15 protein-coding genes and 1 pseudogene are annotated in these 21,301 nt (G+C 68.3%); 4 read left to right on the top strand and 12 right to left on the bottom strand.

Translation table 11 applies throughout. From position 1 onward, the window contains the following. Positions 1-155: 155 nt before the first annotated feature. Positions 156-3,749, bottom strand: coding sequence for an indolepyruvate ferredoxin oxidoreductase family protein (locus AC3FOF_RS13575; RefSeq protein ID WP_488726879.1), 3,594 nt, complete (start codon positions 3,747-3,749; stop codon positions 156-158). Between the two features lie 328 nt (positions 3,750-4,077). Between AC3FOF_RS13575 and AC3FOF_RS13580 the strand changes: the two are divergent. Further along, positions 4,078-4,864, top strand: a pseudogene (locus AC3FOF_RS13580) (NYN domain-containing protein); the annotation flags it as partial. Between the two features lie 1,191 nt (positions 4,865-6,055). Here the strand turns inward: AC3FOF_RS13580 and gspF are convergent. The 11 genes from gspF to gspG all read right to left on the bottom strand — a co-directional run bounded on the left by gspF (position 6,056) and on the right by gspG (position 17,721). After that, positions 6,056-7,273, bottom strand: a complete 1,218-nt coding sequence (gspF, locus tag AC3FOF_RS13585; RefSeq protein WP_017229911.1) for a type II secretion system inner membrane protein GspF — start codon at positions 7,271-7,273, stop codon at positions 6,056-6,058. 13 nt (positions 7,274-7,286) lie between these two features. Beyond that, on the bottom strand, positions 7,287-8,825 hold the full coding sequence (gspE, locus tag AC3FOF_RS13590) for a type II secretion system ATPase GspE (RefSeq protein WP_276269095.1): 1,539 nt from the start codon (positions 8,823-8,825) through the stop codon (positions 7,287-7,289). Between the two features lie 8 nt (positions 8,826-8,833). Further along, positions 8,834-11,245 carry a type II secretion system secretin GspD gene (gspD, locus tag AC3FOF_RS13595; RefSeq protein WP_488726880.1) on the bottom strand — a complete coding sequence of 804 codons (2,412 nt, stop codon included), beginning with the start codon at positions 11,243-11,245 and terminating at the stop codon, positions 8,834-8,836. Positions 11,246-11,299: 54 nt separating this feature from the next. Further along, on the bottom strand, positions 11,300-12,130 hold the full coding sequence (locus AC3FOF_RS13600; RefSeq protein WP_276269097.1) for a type II secretion system protein N: 831 nt from the start codon (positions 12,128-12,130) through the stop codon (positions 11,300-11,302). Further along, positions 12,130-12,747, bottom strand: coding sequence for a type II secretion system protein M (locus AC3FOF_RS13605; RefSeq protein WP_430869714.1), 618 nt, complete (start codon positions 12,745-12,747; stop codon positions 12,130-12,132). The genes AC3FOF_RS13600 and AC3FOF_RS13605 overlap by 1 nt, the downstream gene beginning before the upstream one ends. A gap of 23 nt (positions 12,748-12,770) precedes the next feature. Further along, complete coding sequence (gene gspL / locus AC3FOF_RS13610; protein WP_488726881.1) at positions 12,771-14,189, bottom strand: type II secretion system protein GspL; 1,419 nt, start codon at positions 14,187-14,189, stop codon at positions 12,771-12,773. A 376-nt stretch (positions 14,190-14,565) separates the two neighbouring features. Further along, complete coding sequence (gene gspK / locus AC3FOF_RS13615) at positions 14,566-15,600, bottom strand: type II secretion system minor pseudopilin GspK (protein WP_276269100.1); 1,035 nt, start codon at positions 15,598-15,600, stop codon at positions 14,566-14,568. Beyond that, complete coding sequence (locus tag AC3FOF_RS13620) at positions 15,597-16,313, bottom strand: PulJ/GspJ family protein (RefSeq protein WP_488726882.1); 717 nt, start codon at positions 16,311-16,313, stop codon at positions 15,597-15,599. The genes gspK and AC3FOF_RS13620 overlap by 4 nt, the downstream gene beginning before the upstream one ends. Beyond that, entirely contained in the window at positions 16,291-16,731 is a 441-nt protein-coding gene (gspI, locus tag AC3FOF_RS13625) for a type II secretion system minor pseudopilin GspI (RefSeq protein WP_017224927.1), read from the bottom strand. Before gspI ends, AC3FOF_RS13620 begins: the two co-directional genes overlap by 23 nt. After that, on the bottom strand, positions 16,728-17,240 hold the full coding sequence (locus tag AC3FOF_RS13630; RefSeq protein ID WP_017224926.1) for a GspH/FimT family pseudopilin: 513 nt from the start codon (positions 17,238-17,240) through the stop codon (positions 16,728-16,730). Before AC3FOF_RS13630 ends, gspI begins: the two co-directional genes overlap by 4 nt. 13 nt (positions 17,241-17,253) lie before the next feature. After that, positions 17,254-17,721, bottom strand: a complete 468-nt coding sequence (gene gspG / locus AC3FOF_RS13635; RefSeq protein WP_035807222.1) for a type II secretion system major pseudopilin GspG — start codon at positions 17,719-17,721, stop codon at positions 17,254-17,256. Between the two features lie 272 nt (positions 17,722-17,993). Between gspG and AC3FOF_RS13640 the strand changes: the two genes are divergently transcribed. The 3 genes from AC3FOF_RS13640 (at position 17,994) to ltrA (ending at position 21,228) form a co-directional block, all read left to right on the top strand. Continuing rightward, positions 17,994-18,614: a type II secretion system protein N gene (locus AC3FOF_RS13640; protein ID WP_488726883.1), complete on the top strand. Its 621-nt coding sequence runs from the start codon at positions 17,994-17,996 to the stop codon at positions 18,612-18,614. Positions 18,615-18,782: 168 nt separating this feature from the next. Continuing rightward, a complete protein-coding gene (locus tag AC3FOF_RS13645) occupies positions 18,783-19,346 on the top strand; it encodes an EF-hand domain-containing protein (RefSeq protein ID WP_017224047.1) in 564 nt (187 codons plus the stop codon). 484 nt (positions 19,347-19,830) lie between these two features. Continuing rightward, a complete protein-coding gene (ltrA, locus tag AC3FOF_RS13650) occupies positions 19,831-21,228 on the top strand; it encodes a group II intron reverse transcriptase/maturase (protein ID WP_276268756.1) in 1,398 nt (465 codons plus the stop codon). The last annotated feature ends 73 nt before the right edge of the window (positions 21,229-21,301 follow it).

Raw genomic sequence — 21,301 nt, forward strand, 5'->3', positions numbered from 1 at the left:
AGACCGCTGGCTTCGGTTCTTGTGCCTTCTGGCCAAGCCACCCCTCTCCCTGAGGGGAGAGGGGTAAACACCGTCGTCATTCCAAATGGCTCTGGCGCATCCTGGCGGCTTCGTTTTGTGCCTCCAGGTTTGCTCCCCCGGTTTCACCCTCCGCCTCAAGCCACCTGCTGCGCCGTCTCCGGATGACGGAACTGCTGCAGCAGCGCCGCCCAGCGCGTGCGCACCTTTGCCAGGTTGCCTTCCTTGACGTGCCCGAAGCCACGGATATCGTCGGGCAGGCTGGCCAGCGTAATCGCCGTTGCGTGATTGGCCGCGTTCAGCCCGCTTGCCAGCTCATCCAGCAAGGCACGATACTCGCCGATCAGCGCACGCTCGGTGCGGCGCTCGGCCGTCTTGCCGAACACATCGAGCACGCCGCCGCGCAGGCCCTTCAGCCTGGCCAGCACGCCGAACAGCTTCATGGTGGAAGGGCCGAAGCGGCGCTTCACCAGATGCCCTTTCTCGTCGCGTTTCGCGAACAGCGGCGGCGCCAGCCAGAAGTTGAGCTGGTAGTCGCGGCCGGGTTCGCCTTCGAACTGGTTGCGCAGCTTGTCGAGGAAGACCGGATCGGTGTAGAGCCGCGCGACTTCGTACTCGTCCTTGTAGGCCATCAGCTTGGACAGGTTGCGCGCCGCCGCCTCGGTCAGCGGCAGCGGCTTGCCGCTGCCGACCAGCGCGCCTTCCGCCGTGCGCACGCGGTTCACGGCGTCGCGGAAGGTCTGCGCGTAGGCGGCGTCCTGGTAGGCGGTCAGGTGTTCGGCCCGGCCGGCGATCAGCTTCTCCAGCAGGGCGCCCGAGGAGGTGGGCAGCTTGACCACTTCTGCGCCTTCGGCACTGCTCTTTAGCTTGCCGGTCAGCGACAGCACGTGTTCCGGGTCATGCGCCATATGGCGGCCCCAGTCGAATGCCGCCTTGTTCTTCTCCACCGCCACGCCGTTGAGTTCGATGGCGCGCACCAGCGCATCCAGCGTCAGTGGCAGCCAGCCCTTTTGCCAGGCGTAGCCCAGCACCAGCGGGTTGGTGTAGATGGTGTCGCCCAGCAGCGCCACGGCCAGGCCGCTGGCGTTGATGAAGTCGCAGGCTTCGCCCACCGCATTGCGTACGTCGTGCTCGGCCGACAGGCCCGGGAACTGCCACTTGGGATTCTTGATGAACTCCGCCGTGGGCGTTTGCGCGGTGTTGACGATGGCGCGCGTGCGGCCCACCTGGGTCTTGGAGATGACATCGTCGGTGGCGCTGACGATGGCGTCGCAGCCGATCACCAGGTCCGCCTCGCCCATGGCGATGCGGGTGGCGTGGAGCTGGTCGGGGCGTGCGGCGATCTGCACGTGCGATAGCACCGCGCCGCCTTTCTGCGCCAGGCCCGCCATGTCGAGCACGGTCACGCCCTTGTCCTCCAGGTGCGCGGCCATGCCGAGCAGGCCGCCGATGGTCACCACGCCGGTGCCGCCCACACCGGTGACGAGCACGCCATATGGATGGTCGAGCGATGGCAGCGCCGGCGCCGGCAGCGCGGGCAGGTCGTCCATCGATACGCCGTGGCGCTCGGGCTTCTTCACCTGCGCGCCTTCGGCCGTGATGAAGCTCGGGCAGAAGCCGTTGACGCAGGAAAAGTCCTTGTTGCATGACGACTGGTTGATCTGGCGCTTGGTGCCAAGCTCGGTTTCCAGCGGCTCCACCGACAGGCAGTTGGACTTCACCGAGCAATCGCCGCAGCCTTCGCACACGGCGTCGTTGATAAAGGCACGCTTGGCCGGATCGGGATAGGTGCCGCGCTTGCGGCGGCGGCGCTTCTCGGTGGCGCAGGTCTGGTCGTAGATCAGGATGGTGGCGCCGGGCACTTCGCGCAGCTCGCGCTGGATCCGGTCGAGCTGGTCGCGGTGATGCACGTCCACGCCCTGGGGCAGCTTGATCGCCGCGCTGTATTTTTCCGGCTCGTCGGTGACGATGACGATCTTCTTTGCGCCTTCGGCCGCTACCTGGAAAGCCACGTCCTGCACCGACAGCTTGCCGTCGATGGGCTGGCCGCCGGTCATGGCGACCGCGTCGTTGTAGAGGATCTTGTAGGTGATGTTGACGCCCGCCGCGATCGACGCGCGGATCGCCAGCAGGCCGGAGTGGAAGTAGGTGCCGTCGCCCAGGTTGGCGAACACATGCTTGTCGCCGGCGAAGGGCGCCTGCCCGATCCACGCCACGCCTTCGCCGCCCATCTGGCTGAAGGTGCTGGTGCTGCGGTCCATCCACACCGTCATGTAGTGGCAGCCGATGCCGGCCAGCGCGCGCGAGCCTTCGGGCACGTTGGTGGAGGTGTTGTGCGGGCAGCCCGAGCAGAACCAGGGCTTGCGCTCGGCCGCCACGCGCGGCACGGCCATGGCTTTTTCCTTGGCCTCGATCACCGCGATGCGCGCGGCAATGCGGGCACGCACGTCCGATGGCAGCTCGAACTTGTCGAGCCGCGTGGCGATGGCGCGGGCGATGATGGCGGGCGACAGTTCATAGTGCGCCGGCAGCAGCCAGTTGCTCTGCGGGATCGACCATTCGCCGCCCGCGTTGTCCTTTTCGTCGAACTTGCCGTAGACCCTGGGGCGCACGTCGTCGCGCCAGTTGTAGAGCTCTTCCTTGAGCGCGTACTCCATGATCTGGCGCTTTTCCTCGACCACCAGGATTTCCTGCAGGCCCTCGGCAAAGGCGCGCGCGCCGTGCGCTTCGAGCGGCCACACGCAGCCCACCTTGTACAGGCGGATGCCGATGCGCGCGCAGGTCTCGTCGTCCAGCCCCAGGTTGGCCAGCGCCTGGCGCGTGTCGAGATAGGCCTTGCCGCCGGTCATGATGCCGAAGCGCGCGTGCGGCGAATCGATCTCGATGCGGTCGATCTTGTTGGCGCGCACGTAGGCCAGGCCGGCGTACCACTTGTAGTCGAGCAGGCGCGCTTCCTGCTCCAGCGGCGGATCGGGCCAGCGGATATTGAGGCCGCCCGGCGGCAGCATGAAATCCTGCGGCAGCACGATTTCCACGCGATGCGGATCGAGCTCCACCGAGGCCGACGACTCCACCACGTCGGTCACGCACTTCATGGCCACCCATAACCCCGAGTAACGGCTCATGGCCCAGCCGTGCAGGCCGTAGTCGAGGTATTCCTGCACGTTGGAGGGATAAAGCACCGGCAGCCCGCAAGCCTTGAAGATATGTTCGGACTGGTGTGCCAGCGTGGAGGATTTGGCCGCGTGGTCGTCGCCCGCGAGCACCAGCACGCCGCCATGCCTGGACGAGCCGGCCGAGTTGGCGTGCTTGAAGACGTCGCCGGTGCGGTCCACGCCCGGGCCCTTGCCGTACCACATGCCGAACACGCCGTCGAACCTGGCGTCCGGATACATATTGACCTGCTGCGAGCCCCATACGGAGGTGGCGGCCAGGTCTTCATTCAACCCCGCCTGGAACACGATGTCGTGCGCGGCCAGGTGCTGCTTGGCTTTCCACAGCGACTGGTCCAGCGCACCCAGCGGCGAGCCGCGATAGCCCGAGATAAAGCCCGCGGTATTGAGGCCGGCGGCGCGGTCGCGCTCGCGCTGGAGCATCGGCAGGCGTACCAGCGCCTGCGTGCCGCTGATATAGATGCGGCCGCGTTCGAGCGTGTATTTGTCTTCCAGGGAAACGTTTGCGAGCGCGCGGCGGATGGCGTCGCTGACCGGAGGGGCCAGTGGGGCATTCATAGGTGCTCCTCGATGGGGCATGCAGTCGGGATCGCCGACTCACTTCAGTTGTGGGCGATCGTCCAGCACCTCTTGTGAAGGGGAAGACGACCGTGTCTCGTTGGCGCATGGTAGCACCGCCCCCGAAGGGGCGGCACCTTGCGATGCAGCAAAAAATGCGCCCGCCGCAGGCGTGCTTTCCCGTATGGACACGGCTACCCGTGTACACTGCGATGCAAACAGTTTGCACAACGACCGGGCAGATGCGGACCGTGCGCCATATCCCAAGGGATGCCGCCGCGGTGCAACCCGCCCCACCCGAGGTCAATCCGGCCTCCAGGACCCCAACATGACCATTTCTTCCCGCCAGGGCACAGCGACCCTGGCCGTGCTGATCGACGCCGACAACGCGGCGCCCGCCATCGTCGAAGGCCTGCTGGCCGAAGTCGCCAAATACGGCGTGGCCGCCGTCAAGCGCATCTACGGCGACTGGACCAAGCCCAACCTGGCCAGCTGGAAGGAGCGACTGCTCTCGCATTCCATCCAGCCGATCCAGCAGTTCCGCTACACGGTAGGCAAGAACGCCACCGACAGCGCGATGATCATCGACGCGATGGACCTGCTCTACACCGGGCGTTTCGACGGCTTCTGCATCGTCTCCAGCGACAGCGACTTCACCCGCCTGGCCTCGCGCATCCGCGAGCAGGGCCTGACGGTGTATGGCTTCGGCGAGCGCAAGACGCCCAAGCCCTTTGTCACCGCCTGCGACAAGTTCATCTTCGCCGACGTGCTGCGCGCGGACAGCGATGCCGACGCCGATGCGGAATCCGACGGCGCCGCCGCCCCGGCGCGCAAGCGCAACAGCGGCGAACTGCGCCAGGACTCGCGCCTGGTGCGCCTGCTGCAAAGTGCCTCGCAGGCCGTCTCGGACGAAGAGGGCTGGTCCACGCTCGGCGGCATGGGCAACCATATCGCCAAGCAGGCGCCGGAATTCGACTCGCGCAACTACGGCTACGGCAAGCTCTCCGAACTGGTGGCCGCGACCGGCCTGTTCGAAGTCGAGACCCGCAACGGCGGCAACAACAAGACGCTGTGGGTGCGCCTGAAGCGCCGCGCGAAGTCGGGCGAGGGCGAGAGCCGTCTGGTTGAGCATCGCCAGGGCGAAAGCCGCCAGGGCGAAAGCCGTCAGGGCGAGAACCGCCAGGGCGAGGGCCGCCAGGGCGAAAGCCGCCAGGGCGAGGGCCGCCAGGGCGAGGGCCGCCAGGGCGAAAGCCGTCAGGGCGAAAGCCGCCAGAGCGAAAGCCGCCAGGGCGAGGGCCGCCAGGGCGAAAGCCGTCAGGGCGAAAGCCGTCAGGGCGAGAACCGCCAGGGCGAGAACCGCGAAGGCCGCGAGCGGCGCGAAAGCCGTCGTGGCGACAACCGGCGCGGCGACGGCCGTCAAGGCGGCGATCGCCATGCCTCCCAGCAGCCGCACGGATCGCGGCCGATGCCGGCGCAGCAGCCTGCGCTGCCCGTCCTGCCCGCACCGGTGCCTGAACACGTTTTCCAGGCTCCGGCAAGTGAAACCGTGCCTTCGTTCGTGGTCGATCCGCTGGATGCCCTCGAGCGGGTGCAGGAGCCTTTCTATGATGCAGAGCAGGTGGACGAGCAGCAGGTTGATGCCGATGCTGGCGCGACCAACGCAGCGCGCCGCCGCAGCAGGCCGCCCAAGCCCGAGGTCACGCTGAGCGAGACGCCGTGGCCGATCGACCGCTCGATCTTCGTGGCGCCATCCGCGACGGTGATCGCTCCGGTGGTGGAGGCAATTGAAGAGGTCGAAGAGGTCGAGCTGGTTGAAGTGGTCGTGGTCGCCGAGCCGGTCGAGGTGGCTGAGGTAGTCCCCACGACCGAGGTGGTCGAAGCTGTCGAGGTCGTCGAAGCGGTCGATGCGGTAGAGCCGGAAATCGAGGCGAAGCCGAAAGCCAAGGCCAAGGCTCCGGCCAAGAAGGCTGCCGCACCTGCTGCCAAGAAGGCTGCCGCGCCTGCCAAGAAGGCGGCGCCGGCGAAGAAGGCCGCGCCCGCCAAGAAAGCGGCCGCGCCCGCCAAGAAGGCGGCCGCCGCTGCACCTGGCAAGCGCGCGCCGAAGAAGACGGCCAAGGCTGCTGAATAGGCAGAGGGCACCTCGGCTGGTGCGTGGTAGACAGTAGAAAAAACGGCGCCTTCGGGCGCCGTTTCAGTTTGGTGCGGACAAGGTCATGCTGCCGCCGGCTTGCTCTCCTCCCCCGTTTGCGGGAGAGGGCGGGCGCTTCAAATGCGCCGCGCCGGACAACGCGGATTCTTTTTCCGCGCTACCGCACCAGCTGGTTGATCTCGATGATCGGCATCAGCACCGCCAGCACGATCAGCAGCACCACCACGCCCATGCTGAGGATCAGCAGGGGCTCCAGCAGGCTGGTCAGGAACATCGTGCGGCGCTCCAGTTCCTGGCCTTCGCCCGTTGCCGCCCGTTCCAGCATGACCGGCAGGTTGCCGGTGGCTTCGCCGGAGCGGATCAGGTGTACCAGCACCGGCGGGAACTGGTTCTGCGCCGCCAGCGCGCGCGCCAGCGAGGCGCCTTCGCGCACGCGCGTGGTGGCGTCGTCCACATTGGCCTTGAGCGCCTGGTTGGTCAGTGTCTCGCCGGCCGCCTGCAGGCTGCGCAGGATGGGTACGCCGGCCGACACCAGGATGGCGAGCGTGCTGGCGAAGCGGGCGGTGTTGTAGCCGCGGATCAGCTTGCCGACCAGTGGCGCGGTCAGCAGCCAGCGGTGCCATTCCAGCCGCACGCCGGGCTGCCGCAGCAGGCTGCGTATCCCCAGGCTCACAGCCACGATCACGCCCAGCGCCGCCCACCACCAGTTGCGCACGAAGTCCGACAGCGCCAGCATGATGATGGTCAGCGTCGGCAGCTTCTGCTTGGTGTTGGCGAACACGCTCACCACCTGCGGCACCACATAGGACAGCAGGAAGATCACGATGGCGAAGGCCACCACGGTGACGATGGCGGGGTAGGTGAAGGCCAGGCGGATCTTGGCGGTCAGCGTATTGCGCGTCTCGATATAGTCGGCCAGCTTTTCCAGCACCAGGCCGAGGTGGCCGGAGTGCTCGCCGGCGGACACCAGCGCGCGGTAGATATCGGGGAAATCGCGCGGGTGCTGCAACAGCGCCACCGACAGCGAGCTGCCGCCCACCACGTCGGCGCGGATGCCGGCCAGCAGTTCGTGCACATAGCTGCGCTCGGCCTGGTCGGCCAGCGCCGCCAGCGCTTCGTCGAGCGGCAGGCCGGCCACGATCAGGCTGGCGAGCTGGCGCGTGAACAGCGATTGCTCCTGGCTGGAGAGACGGCGCACGAAGGCGGCGGTGCTGCTTTTCTGCACGCCGCCGACACCGGCCAGCGGATCGACGTTGAGCGGCGTCAGGCCGCGCGAGCGCAACTGGCCGCGGGCCTGCTTGGGACTGTCGGCTTCGATGACCCCGCGGTCGGTCTTGCCGGCGGCGTCAACGGCTTCATAGCGATAGGCTGGCATGAGCGGCTCGCCTTCAGTCGCGCGTGACGCGCAGGACTTCTTCCAGCGCCGTAGCGCCGGAGTCGATCCAGCGCTGCGCATCGCCGCGCATGGTGTGCATGCCGCGCGCCAGCGCCACCTTCTTGATCTCCGATTCGGCCGACTGGCGGTGGATCATGGTGCGGATCTCGTCATCCACGGTCAGCAGCTCGTACACGCCCATGCGGCCCTGGTAGCCCGAGTGGCCGCATTTGTCGCAGCCTGCCGCATGCCACACGCGCTGCAGCGGCTTGCCTTGCGCCAGCAGCGCGCCGGCTTCCTCGGGCGTGACTTCGATCACTTCCTCGCGCTTGCAGTGCTGGCACAGCCGGCGCACCAGCCGCTGCGCCAGCACGCCGAGCAGCGACGACGACAGCAGGAAGGGCTCGATGCCCATGTCGACCAGCCGTGTCACGGCCGAAGCGGAATCGTTGGTGTGCAGCGTGGCCAGCACCAGGTGGCCGGTCAGCGAGGCCTGCACCGCGATCTGCGCGGTTTCGAGGTCGCGGATTTCGCCGATCATCACCACGTCCGGATCCTGGCGCAGGATGGCCCGCAGCGCCTTGCCGAAGGTCATGTCGATGCGCGGGTTGACCTGGGTCTGGCCGATGCCGTCCAGATCGTACTCGATCGGGTCCTCCACCGTCATGATGTTGGTGGTGCGCGAATCGAGCCGCGACAGCGCGGCGTACAGCGTGGTGGTCTTGCCCGAGCCGGTCGGCCCGGTCACCAGCACGATGCCGTGCGGCTGGCGGATCAGGTGATCGAAGCCGCCCAGCGTGCCCGGCGCCATGCCGAGCTTGGCCAGGTCGAGGCGGCCGGCTTCCTTGTCGAGCAGACGCAGCACCGCGCGCTCGCCGTGGCCGGTGGGCAGCGTGGAGACGCGCACGTCCACCGGGCGTCCGCCCACGCGCAGCGTGATGCGGCCGTCCTGCGGCAGGCGCTTTTCCGCGATGTCGAGCTGAGCCATGATCTTGATACGGGAGATCAGCGCGCCGTGCAGCGCCTTCTTCGGGCGCACCACGTCGCGCAGCGTGCCATCGACGCGGAAGCGCACCACCGAGGACGTCTCGAAGGGCTCGATGTGGATATCGGAAGCGCCCTCGCGCGCGGCCTGCGTGAGCAGCGCATTGATCATGCGGATGATGGGCGCGTCGTCCTCGGATTCCAGCAGGTCTTCCACCGCGGGGATATCCTGCATCAGCCGCGACAGGTCGACCTCGCCTTCCACTTCGCCGACCACCTGCGCTGCGCTGCCGCTGTCCTGGCGGTTGTAGGCCTCGGACATGGCGAGTTCGAGTGCCTCGGGTTCCAGCACGCGCAGCCGCAGCGGCCCATGCACGCGCGCCACTTCGGCCAGCGCCGCGGGCGAGGTGGCGCGGCTGACCCACACTTCCAGGCCATCGGGGCGCTGGTGCGCGATCAGCAGGCGGGCCTCGCGTGCGAAGCCGTAGGTGACCAGTCGCGCGGCCATGGTCGAGGGCGGCTCCAGCGCGTCGTCGGACGCTGCGGCAGGGACGATGCTCGTTGCCATGGCCTGTCTCAGTTCACCGGGCGGACGGCGTCCACCGCTGCATTGCCGAGGCTGACGCCCGGCGGCAGCGGCGTGCCGTTGCCCGACCGTGCCTGGGGCTGCCTTTGCTGCTGCTGCTGCTGCGTTTGCGGCAGCGTCTGTTCCAGCGGTAACGGGCTCGGCACCGGGCCGCGCGAGCGCGGGTCGACGAAGGGCGACACCGGTGCTTCCGCCGGCGGCAGCACCGGCGTGTTGGTGTCGCGCAGCATCATGTTGGGCGAGGTGAATCCTTGCTGCAGGGTGCGCATATAGTCGTAGCGGTCCTGCGTCAGGCGGTCGGTGGCGCCGGCGGTGCGCATGACATAGGGGCGCAGGAACACCAGCAGGTTGGTCTTGCCGCGGTTCTTGTTCTCGTAGCGGAACAGGCCGCCGATCAGCGGCAGGTCGCCCAGCCCCGGTACCTTCTGCACGCCGTCGCCGTAGGTGTCTTCGATCAGGCCGCCCAGCACAATGATCTGGCCGTCGTCCACCAGCACATTGGTCTCGATCGAGCGCACATTGGTGGTCGGGCCCTGGGTCAGGCTGGCGGTGCCTTGCACCACGGACGACGACTCCTGGTAGATCTGCATCTTGACCAGGCCACCGTCGGTGATCTGCGGCTTGACCCGCAGCGTGATACCGACGTCCTTGCGGTCGAAGGTCTGGAACGGCGTGACCGACGCGGCGCCGCCGGTTTGCGCGTAGGAGCCGGTGGTGACTGGGATGTTCTGGCCGATCAGGATCTTGGCTTCCTCGTTCTCCAGCGTGATCAGGTTCGGGGTGGACAGCAGGTTGACGCTGCCGTCGCTGCCAAGCGCGTGCAGCAGCGCGCCCAGGCCGACGGCCCGGTTGACGATGCCGAGGTTCAGGCCGGCCACATCCGGCACCAGCGAGGCGACCGAGGAAATGGCCCCGGTGCCATCTTTTGCGATGGCGGCGGCGGCGCCGGTCAGGTTGATGATGTTCTGGCCACCGGTGCCGAAATTGGTGCCCGCAAAGACGTTGGTGTTGCTGCTGGTCGATTTGAGCAGGCCTTGCCACTGGATGCCGAGCTGGCCGGTCTGGGTGGAAGACACTTCCACGATCATCGATTCGATATAGACCTGGGCACGGCGCGCGTCGAGGTCTTCGATCACCGCGCGCAGGTTGCGGTAGACGGGCTCGCTGGCCGTGATGATCAGCGAGTTGGTGGCGGGGTCCGCCTGGATGATGCCGCCCGTGGTCGGCAGCGTGTTGGCGGCGAACGAGTTCGAGAAGGCCGAGCCGCCGCCCGCGCCGAAGCCTGAGCCCGAGCCGCTGCGCGAGGTGCCGGTGGTGCCGCCCGTGTACTGGCCGCTGGTCGGCGTCGATGTGTTGAGCAGCCCGGTGTTGCCGGTGGCGCCGGCGGCGCCCGGTGTGCCGGCCTGGCTGGTGTTGAAGGAGCTGTCGGCTGCCACGATGGCGCGCAGCGTCTGTGCCAGCTTGGTGGCTTCGGCGTTTTTCAGCGGCACCACCCAGATATTGCCCGGCCGCGCGTAGGGCTGGTCGAGCCGCTCGATCAGCTGGCGGGCCTGCTGCAGGCGCGCCCGGCTGGAGGCCCGGATCATCAGCGAATTGCTGCGCGGTTCTGCCACCACCGTGGTACGCAGGCTGGCATCGACGCCGGCCGCGCCGCCACCGGCGCCACCGGCAGCACCCGGGTCCAGCAGCTTTTGCAGCACCTGCGCGGTATCGCTGGCGATGGCGTTCTTGAGCGGCACCAGTTCGATCTCGCCGGTGGCGGGCGCATCGATGGCGGCGATGATGCGCGCCATGCGCTGCAGGTTCTCGGCGTAGTCGGTGATGACCAGCGTGTTGTTGCCGGGATAGGCGGTGATGGTGTTGTTGGGCGCGATCATCGGCCGCAGCACCGGCACCAGGTTGTTGGCCGACTCGTAGTTGAGACGGAACACCTGCGTCACCACCTGGTCGCCGCGCGACCGGCCCTCCCCGATCACGATCGGGGAGCCTTGCAGCTTGGCGTCGGCTTCCGGCACCACTTTGGTGAAGCCATTGCTCTCGACCATCGCGTAGCCCTGCATGCGCAGCACCGAGCCCAGTGTCTCCAGCGCCTGCGAGCGCGACACCGGCTGCTCGGTCACCAGGTTCACCGTGCCCTTGACGCGCGGATCGATCACGAAGTTCTTGCCGGTGGCCTGACCCACCGCCTTCACCACCGAATCGAGATCGGCATTGACGAAGTTGAGCACGACCTGGTCCCGGTTGCGCGGGGTCAGGTCGGGCGGCTGGCCGGGGCGAGCCGCAGGCTGGCTCGGTTGCTGGGCCCATAGCGGCGCCGGCGCCAGCAGGGAGAGGCCGCACAGCAGCGCGGTGGCGCGGGCGCAGCGGGTCTTGAGCGAAGGTCGAAGGGCTTGGGTTTTCATATTCGGTCCGGGGCTGCGGGCGGCGGCGCAAAGGGGTTGCACCGGCCGCCGGGGTCAGAAGCGCAGCCGTGTCACATTGTCCTCACGTCGTCCCAGCAGGCTCAACAGGCCTACCAATTGCGTGGCGGCGTCGGGGTCGGCGTTGGCCGTGCCCTCGAAGCGCGCCTGGCGGCCCAGGGTGCCGCTGCCTTGCAGATGCAGCGGCCCCGCGAGGGTGGTCAGTTCCAGCTTGCCCTCGGCTCCGGTCCAGTCGATCTCGGCACGGTAGCTGCCAAGCGGGCGCAGCCGGCTGACGGCCGATGAAATCTGGTCGAGGCGCAGCGTCAGGTGCCCGTTCGGGCCGGCAGCGCCCGGTTCCCCGGCCCGGCCGAAGAAGCGGCCTTGCAGCGCGGACCAGTCGATGCGCATCAGTCCGTCGGGCCGCAAGGTATTGAACGGCGCGCCGACGCCCTCGAGCAGGGACGCGGGCAGGCGGATGGCGCCAGCCTGCACGGTCCAGCCGAGCGGTGTCACCGCCAGGGCTACCGGGCCGCTCATGGCCTCCGAGTGCGTGACGACCACGCGCAGGGTGCCGGTCAGCAACGGCCAGAACGCCACCGACCATTGCAGCCGGCCGGGCAGCACGGTGGCCGTCTCGCTGCCCGCGCCGGCCGACAGGGCGAGGGTGGCGCTGCCGTTCCACAGGGAGCCATCGGCATCGGCCAGAAGCACGCGGCGCTGGCTCTGGCTGGCGATGCCGTCCGCGATCCATGCCGCGGGAAAGGCCGCCAGCATCGTCAATGCCACGGTGACGCCGCCGAGCGCAATCCAGCCCAGGCGCCGCCAGCCGCCACCAGGGCGGGCGCTGCGGCGGCGGACCAGCCGGAGGGCTTCCAGGCGTGCCATCAGCCGCGCCCGCCCGGGCTGTTGCCGGGACCTTGCAGGGTGGCTGTGACATTGACCATGGCGGTGGCGCCCACGTAGACGATGCGGGTCTCGATCACCTTGAGGCGCTGCTGCTGGCGCACGTCCTGCAGCCAGGCTGCCACCGCGCCGAACGGCACCTTGTCGAGCTGGAGCTGCACGCTGTTGTCGCCGGTGCCTGCCAGGCGCGTGGGCTTGAGGCCGTGCTGGGCGAGGCTTTCCTGCAGCGCCTGCGTCAGCGCCTCGCCGCGTAGCGACGGGGCCGGGCTGGCAGCCAGGCCACGCGCTTCCTGCGCCAGCGTTTCCATGGCGGCCAGGTCGGTGCGCAACTGCGGCAGGCTGCGTTGCAGCCTGGCGCGGCCGTCGGCGGCGGGTTCCCACAGGACGGTGTAGCCGATCACCAGCGCCAGCATGGCGCCGCCACCGGCCAGGATGGCCTGTTCGCGCGGGTTGCGCGCCGACCAGAACGCATCGAAGCGCTCCTGCCAGCGCCGCGGCACCCGCGGCCGCAGGCGCGCCAGCCGGTCGAAGGCGCGCGCGCGGCCACCCGGGCTGCGCTGGGAGGCGCCGGGGCCGGGCTTCGAGGCGGTGTTTTTCATCAGGTTCACTTGGCGGTCCGCGCTTACAGGCTGGGCTTGATCGACCAGCGCGTGCCGGCTGGTGCATTGCCGCGCGAGGCGTCGGGCGGGCTCTTGTCTTCTTCCATCGCCAGCCCCGATTGGCGCGCCGCGTTACGCAGCGCGTCGGTGTCGGTGCCGGGCTTGAGGGTGGCGAACAGGGTGCGGCCACGGTATTCGAGCGCGAGCAGCGCGTCCGGCGCGAGCTGGTGCGCGGCCTGGCCGAAGCGGTCCGCCAGCGGCAGGAAGTCGTCCGGCGTGCTGCGCCCGCTGGCCAGGCGAAGCTGGTCGACCTGGCGTTGCATCTGCAGTGGCGGGTCGATCACCACAGGGATCTGAGGAAAGGCGCTGCGCAGCGTCTGTTCCTGTCCGGCCACCAGGCGTTTTTCTTCCTGGCGCAGCATCAGCCAGTGGACGTTCATGCCGATCAGCTGCACCACGAGCAGGGCCGCCGCCAGCGCCAGCGGCAGGCGCCACGCCGCCAGGTTCCAGCGATCGGCCCGGCCCTGGGCGAATTCGAATTGCGCCAGGTCGAGCGAGGGGTCGCGCAGGGTGGCCTGCGCACCGTCGATCCACACCCGCCAGTCGAGCGGGCGCGCACCCTGGGGCGCCGCCTGCGTCATCGCCGCCGGCGAGGCGTACCAGTCGCCGGCGGGGGCGAGTCCTTGCCAGGCCTTGAGCGCATCGTCGCCGAGCAGCAGGCCATAACCGGCGTGCTCGCCGCTGCGCACGGTCAACTGCCAGTAGCCGGGCAGTCCGGCCGGCGCCGGTACGCCCTCCGCTTCAAACAGGGGGGACGCTGTCGGGGTGGCGGCTTCCAGTGCCAGGGCCGCCATGGCGGCCATGTCCGTGTCCGATGCGGCGGGCGCATCGGCGCCGGCGGCGGCGGTGCCCGCCAGCGCCGAGGGCGCCGCGGCTTGAGGCAGCGGCAGGCATAACTGCGCCGGCAGCACATGGCGGCGGCGGTGCCGATGTTCGGCGAAGGCGTCCAGCACGGCGCGCAGCCAGGCGCGGTCGGCCACCATCAGCAAGCGCCGGCGGGAAGCGGCGGCGGCTTTGCCCGGCAGCGCATCGAGGGCGGGACCCACGGCGATGTGACAGGGCTGGGCGTCGGTGGCGAGCACGTCCTCGACCAGGTTCGGCAGCGCGAGCTTGAGCCGTGCCGGCGCCAGCGGCGGCACCACGGCGCCGGTCAGCAGCACGTCGCTGGCTGCCATGATCAGGACCAGGCGCTCGGCGGCGGGCAGTTCGGCGATCGGGGCGTGGCCTTCGCGCAACAGCTGGGGGGCCGCCTGCGGGCCATGCCGGCGGCCGCGGTCGGCGACGGCCGTGCGCACCAGCGCAAACGGCAGGGCGCCGAAATGCCAGGGTTGAGGCTGGTCATGCGGCCGGTGCGGCAGGCGGACGTACAGGGTGGTGCTCAAGGTTTCCTTGCTACAGCGCCAACTACGGCGTCAATGAACGATAGCGGGAGGCGGGTGACCTGTGCAGCGGACCGCGCCGCATGCATGACAGACGCCGGCTGCAAAACGGCCGGTGGCCAGGACAGGCGGGCGCACGGGTCCTTGGACTACCGCTTCCGCCGGGCCGGAGCATACCTTGCCTGTGTGACGAAATGGCGTCAATACGTATCTGTCTGAAGCTGAGTCTCAAACGCCCGCGATGCCCGCGGGGAGACGTTTGCGGGGCGTCGAGGGCTTCCGTTACCCGCCAGACTTTACCCGTATCCCCCGGGGCGATCCGGCAGCATCATCCCAAATCCCGCCAGCCGGCGCAGCCAGTCCGGCGAGGGGTTGCGGGCTAGCGCTGCTGGGGCATGCGGTCGATGTCGCGTACCCACACCACCCGGGTGGTGTTGGCGTTGCCCAGCACTTCGCCACGGTAGACCAGCGAGACCTGCATGCGGCTGGCGCGCTCGTGGCGGATCAGCCCGTAGATCAGGAAGTAATGGCTGCGTACGTCGAGCGTGCCGGTGGCGGTGTTGGGGTCGGCCTGCGGCGCCAGCGTGCGCAGTTGCGTCTGCACGTCGCCCACGTTGTTGAAATAGGCGCGGTCGCGCTGGCGCACCAGTTCGCGGGCGCGGTCCAGCGGCAGTTTGTCGATCACCGCCGCCAGCACTTCCGCGTCGGCGGTATTGGCATTGACCAGGGTGCGCTCGGGCAACACGTCGACAAAGGGGGTGAGGATCTCCACGATTTCCGGCGTGTAGCCCGGGATGGCGAGCAGGTCGCGTGTGTCATCCGGCGCGCGCAGCCCGCGCTGGCTGTCGCTGCCGCCGCCGGCCGCGCTGACAAGGTAGCGCGCGGTCGGGTCGGCCAGCGCTGCGTTCAGGCCCAGCGTCTGCAGCAGGCGGCGATAGACCTCCAGGCTGGCGGTATCGACGGTGGCGATCCGGCCCTGCGATTCGCTGGCGGTCCACAGCACGAGGTTGGTGAGGTTGAAGCGTGCCTGCGCGTCGAGGATGCGGCCCGACAGGAAGGAGGTCTCGCCATCCTGGTCGGTACGCAGCGCGGCGCCGAGGAAGTCGGACAGGCGGGTCTCGGCGATCGGTACGGCCCAGGGCTCGCCCAGCTGGTCCACGCTGGTGCGGCGCTGGTCGTCACGCAGGATCAGGCGGGCCCAGTCCACCGCGGCGCGTTCGATCCAGGCCGCCTGGGCCAGCAGGCGCTGGTTCTCGATCGAGCGGATCTGTACCTGCTGGCGCCACAGCATGCCGGAGACCACGACCACGGCCAGCGTCACCACCAGGAGCGCAGTCACCACGGCGGCACCGCGCTGGCGGCGGCGCCTGGGTGCACGCAAGGCGTGGCGGGTGGCAGGGTGCTTGCTGCTCATAGGCCGGTCATGCAGATTTTCTGGAAGCGCCGCGGCGTATCGCCGTCGCCCATGCGCGCCGTCAGGGTCAGCTCGATCGCGCGCACGGCCGTGGTGGCCACGCCGAGGCTCGCGCTGGCCCCCGAGGCTGCCGCCGCGCTGGCGCTGGCATTGCCGCTGAGCAGGATGGCGGCGATGCGGCCGTTCTCGGTCTGCCAGCCGCCGGGCTCGATCCAGGTGCGCGCCGACAGGCTCTGGGCATCGCCGACCAGCGCCCGCGCCAGGTTGCCGCCGCTGTCGGGCTGGCGCAGCGCGATCAAGGCTGCCTGCACGGCGCTACGGTTGTCGGCCGGCGGGCTGGCCGCGCGTACCACGGTATTGCCGTCGAGACGGTAGGCGACCACTTGCCACTGCGTCGGGCGGCCCTCGTCGCGGCGGTCGCGCACCATCAGCAACTGGCCGTTGCCGAGCTCGACAGGGCTGCGCTGCAGCAGCGCCGGGCTGGAGAGATGTTCGCAGTCGGCCTGGAACTGGCCATATAGCAGCTTCAGTGTGTTGAGGCGGCTATCGTGGTCGGTCAGGCGCTCCCGGCCGCGTATCATCGCATCCAGCCCGCGCCACGCGATCACGGCGATCACCGCGAGCAAGGTGATGGCCACCAGCATTTCCAGCAACGTGAAGCCGCGCGTGGCGACGGCGTTGCAAGGCCGTTCAGAGCAGGTTGCGCGTTTCATTGGGAACGATGGTGACGAGCCAGGCCAGGCGCACGGATTTGTCGGCGCCGGACGGGTAGACCGCAATCTCGACGCGGCGGAAAGAGGGATTGGGCGTGCTCGACACGGATTCTTCGCAATACAGCTCGATGCCGCCTTGCGGACAGGCGTAGCCGCGCGTGCCCGGTTCGGGCCAGGTCTTGGACAGGCGCAGCGTGGAGAGATGGTTCTCGGCGCTCCACTCGGCCAGCATGCGGGTCTGCAGGGCGGATCCCGCCTCGATCATCGATCCCATCGCGCGCATGGCGGCGGTCAGCGCCACGGCCAGGATGGTCAGGGCGACCAGCACTTCGATCAGCGTGAAGCCGCGCGCGGCCTGGCGCGGCGATGGGGAGGGTGCGCGGGGGGAACGCCGGCGCAATGGCAGGTGCAACCTCATTGCATGCTGGCGAAGTAGCGGCCGGAGCCGTCGCCGGTCACGTCGACGCGGATGTCGCCGCGCACCAGCACCACGCGCTGGGGGCCGTCGATCGGTTCGCGCCCGAACACCAGGCGCGCGCCCTTGTTGCCGCTTCCGCCTTCGGTCACCGCCACGCTGTCGAGTTGCAGGCGCCAGCGGGTGGGGGCGAATACATCGCGGGTCAGGGCGGTCCAGCCGGCGGGCGTGCCTTCCAGGAAGCGCCAGCCGCCGGCGTCGGCCTCCCAGGCGATCGGCCGGGCCCGCAACTGGGCCTCCTCCTGCGCCAGCTCGAAGAGCCGCGCGATGCGTTGCCCGTCATCCAGTACGCGGCCACGCTCATTGGGGGAGGCATTGACGGCCACCAGCGAGATCACGATGCCGGCGATCACCATCACCACCAGCAGTTCCAGCAGGGTAAAGCCGCGGCTGCCGGGCGCGCGTGGCCGCGCCTGCGGCCAGGTGTCGATGGTTGCGCGCCCGGCCAGCATTGCCGATGGTTCCTTATTCCCAGTTGCCGATATCGGCGTCGTTGCCGGTGCCGCCGGCCTGGCCGTCTGCGCCAAAGCTGAACACGTCGATCTCGCCGCGCACGCCCGGGTTCAGGTACTGGTAGGGATGGCCCCAGGGATCCTTGGGCAGTTTTTCCAGGTAACCACCGCCCTTCCAGTTGTTGGGAATCGGCTCGGTGGTGGGCTTGGCCACCAGCGCGGCGAGGCCCTGCTCGGTGGTGGGATAGCGGCTGTTGTCGAGACGGTAGAGCTTGAGCGCCTGCATGATGGAGGAGATGTCCTGGCGTGCGGCGACGATGCGGGCTTCATCGGGTCGGCTCATGATCTTCGGGACCACCAGCGCGGCCAGCACGCCAAGGATCACGATCACGACCATGATTTCGATCAGGGTAAAGCCGCGGGCGCTGCGGCGGCCGAGGCGGCGGGAAGAGTCGGAGAAGTTGGCAACGATCCTACGCATCATGGTTAGCCTTATGGAATATCTGGCGGATCGCCCGCCGTTCCTGCTCGTCGTACACGGGGCGGCGATCCAGTCGGTCAAACAGTATAACCGCCACTTCATGACGGCTTCGTGAGCGGGTGCCTGCATGTTCACCCGCATCCGGCTGCCGGGGCGGCGGCGGGGTGCCGCCCTCTCGGGCACCGGCCCCGTGCCGCGTCGGCTTGCGAGGGGCAGACAGTTGTCATGTGGCTCTGGTAGGCTTGGCGTTTTGATGCCCAGCAGCTACCTTCGTGCAACTATCCTTGCGGCCTGCCCTTCGCTTCAATCTCTCTGGCCTCTGGCTGCCGCGACTGGCCGGACTCCTGCTGTTCGTCGCCCTGTGCGCGCTTGCGACCCGCTGGGTGCTGGCCTTCAGCGCGATGAAGACCATCCCCTTGCCCGGCACGGCGCGCGTGGCGCAGACCGAGGCCGTGGAGACCGGCGCCGCCGGCACGCTGTTTGGCGGTAACGTGCAGTCCGGCGTGCGCGACGTGCAACTGATCGGCGTGGTCGCCGACATCGGCAGCGGTGCCGGCGCAGCCATTGTCTCGCTGGACGGCGGTCCCCCCAAGGCGGTGCGCGCGGGGACCGCGCTGTCGCCCCAGATCCGTTTGACGGAGATCCGTGACCGCGGCGTGGTGATCGAACGCAACGGCGTGCGCCAGGAGATCGCGCTGCCGGTTCCGGCCATTGCCGTCGCCGGCGCGGCTGCGGCTGCGCCGGCGTTGCCTGCCGGCGCCGCTGCGCCGCTATCCACGCCGATGCCGGTGCCGGCCGTACCCGTACCGGCGCCGCCGCCGCAATCCCAGTCCGAACCGTTATCCCAGCCGGCCGGTGGCGCCTCCCATGAGCCTATGTCCGCCAAGGACTGACGCCGGCGTGTAGCGCGGCGTAGGGAGTCACTTACGGTTGCTTTCAGTGGTTTACGCCCGCCGTCCCTAACTGTGAGCCGCGTAACAACGTATTAGCCAGACCAACTTTCCAGCCAGGCCTGCGTTCTAATCCTTACCAGTCCACTGAGACGAAAAAGGAGCAAAGACATGCAAGCCACCCTCAAGACACGTGCGATCCGGAAGTTCCTGGCCGCTTCGGCGGTGTTCCTGGCAGTCGGCGGCACGGCTTTCGCCCAGGCCGCTGATCCGGCACCGGCGCCGCAGTCCGGCATGGATCAACATAAGTGGCATGGGCACGAGCACGGCGGTATGTGGTTCAAGATGATGGATACCAACCACGACGGTGTCATCACCAAGGCCGAGTATGACGCCTTGTTCAAGCGTATCGACACCAATCACGACGGCAAGCTCGACAAGGCGGAACTGGCCGCTTTCCGCAAGACGATGATGGAACAGCGCCGCGCCGAGATGCAGGCTCGCTTCGAAGCCCGCTTCAAGGCCGCCGACAAGAACGGCGACGGCGCGCTGACCAAGGAGGAAGTGCAGGCGGCCATGCCTCGCCTGGCCAAGCATTTCGACGAACTGGACACCAACCACGACGGCAAGCTGACCATGGACGAGATCCGTGCCGGCATGATGAAGATGCACGAGCAGCGGATGCACCGCGACGGCCAGGCCATGCCAGGGGCGCCTTCCAGCCGCGGCGGCTGAGGAGCCCCGGGGCGCCGTTGCGCCATCGAGGTCAGGATGTAGAAAACGCGGCCCGTATAGCCGCGTTTTTTTGCGGTGCGCCCGGCAGGGCGCACTCACTTGAGGGTGCAAGTCCCTTACACACCCGGCAAGGGGAAGTGTTAGCCAGAGGCAAGGGTTCCCCGGGCGACTGGGGGTCTGAAGGAAGCCCGAGGCAAAGCGCTGGCCTGACGAACAGGAAGCGGATACGAGGCGCCGTATTGGGGTGAGGTAGCCGTAATTGCTGAAGCCCAATACTTGCACGGAACGATGCGGCGTAAATCCGACAGGCATAAGCATGAAGGTGAGTGCGTCATACCCGGGGAGATCTGCACCGCTGCCATGGTGCTACCGACGTCGAGAGGCGTCGGGATGGCGGTGCAGAAGTCAGCAGAGGCCATAGTAGGCGAGCGGTTGGCGCTGAAGGGCCGAACATGAACGAGCGCGATTAGGACGACAGACCTCGATGCTTACCGACGAAGCCCAAATGCACGAACGAGTGCAGCCCACAGCGGAGGACGGCAGGCGGAACCTGCCTGGGGCCGATGGGGGTGCGGAGGCTGGCACGGCGGCTGTCGGGCAAACGAAAGCGCGGGCGCCATCGCTGATGGAGGCGGTGGTCGAGAAGGGCAACATGTGGCTGGCGTACCGGAAGGTGGTCAGCAACGGCGGCGCGGCCGGGGTGGATGCCCTGGCGGTGACGGCGTTGCGCGACTGGCTGAAGGTGCACTGGCCGAGCGTCAAGGTGGCGCTGTTGACCGGCCAATACATCCCGCAGGCGGTGCGCGCGGTGGAGATCCCCAAGCCTGCGGGCGGGGTGAGGACACTGGGCATCCCGACGGTGGTGGACCGGCTGATCCAGCAGGCGCTGCTGCAAGTTCTCCAACCGATCTTTGAGCCGGGATTCTCCGAGTCGAGCTACGGCTTCAGGCCGGGGCGCAGCGCTCAGCAGGCGGTCTTGCAGGCACAGCGGTATGTGCGGGAAGGCCGGCGCTGGGTGGTGGACATCGACCTGGAGAAGTTCTTCGACCGGGTCAACCACGACATCCTGATGTCGCGGGTGGCGCGGCAAGTGAAGGAGGTCCGGGTGCTCAAGCTGATCCGGCGGTATCTGGAAGCGGGGCTGATGCGTGGTGGGATGGTCGAGGCAAGGAGGCAAGGCACGCCGCAAGGCGGGCCGCTGTCGCCGTTGCTGTCGAATATCCTGCTGACGGATTGGGACCGTGAGCTGGAGAAGCGGGGCCTCGCGTTCTGTCGTTACGCGGACGACTGCAATGTCTATGTGCGCAGCGAGACGGCAGGGCAGCAGTTGTTGGCCGGCATGACAGCATTCCTGGAGGAGCGGCTGAAGCTGCGGGTCAATGAGGGCAAGAGCGCGTGTGCACGACCTTGGGCGCGCAAGTTCCTGGGTTACAGCCTGACAGGGCAGCGTCAGCCGCGGCTTCGTATCGCGGCGGAAAGCCTAAGCAGGCTAACGGCCCGGGTACGGGAGTTGGTGCGTCCGGGGCGAGGGGGGAGCCTGGCCCATACGATTGCAGTGCTGAATCCGGTGCTGCGCGGGTGGATCGGGTACTTCCAATACACGGAAGCGAAAGGGGTGTTGGAGACGCTGGACGGGTGGGTGCGACGACGGCTGCGCTGCTTGCTATGGAGGCAGGCCAAGAGACGTGCTACCCGCACTGTGATGCTGCGTCGGCAGGGATTAACGAAGGATCGCGCGTGGCATTCGGCCCGCAATGGTCATGGGCCATGGTGGAATGCGGGGGCTAGTCATATGAACACCGCGTTCCATAAGCGCTACTTCGACGCCATGGGGCTGGTCTCGCTGCTTGATACCCAGCAGCGCCTGCAGTCTCGCTTGTGAACCGCCGTATGCGGAACCGCACGTACGGTGGTGTGAGAGGGCTGAGGGGGTGACCCCTCACCCTACTCGATTT

The sequence above is a fragment of the Cupriavidus sp. 96C5-1 genome, from assembly GCF_057798855.1.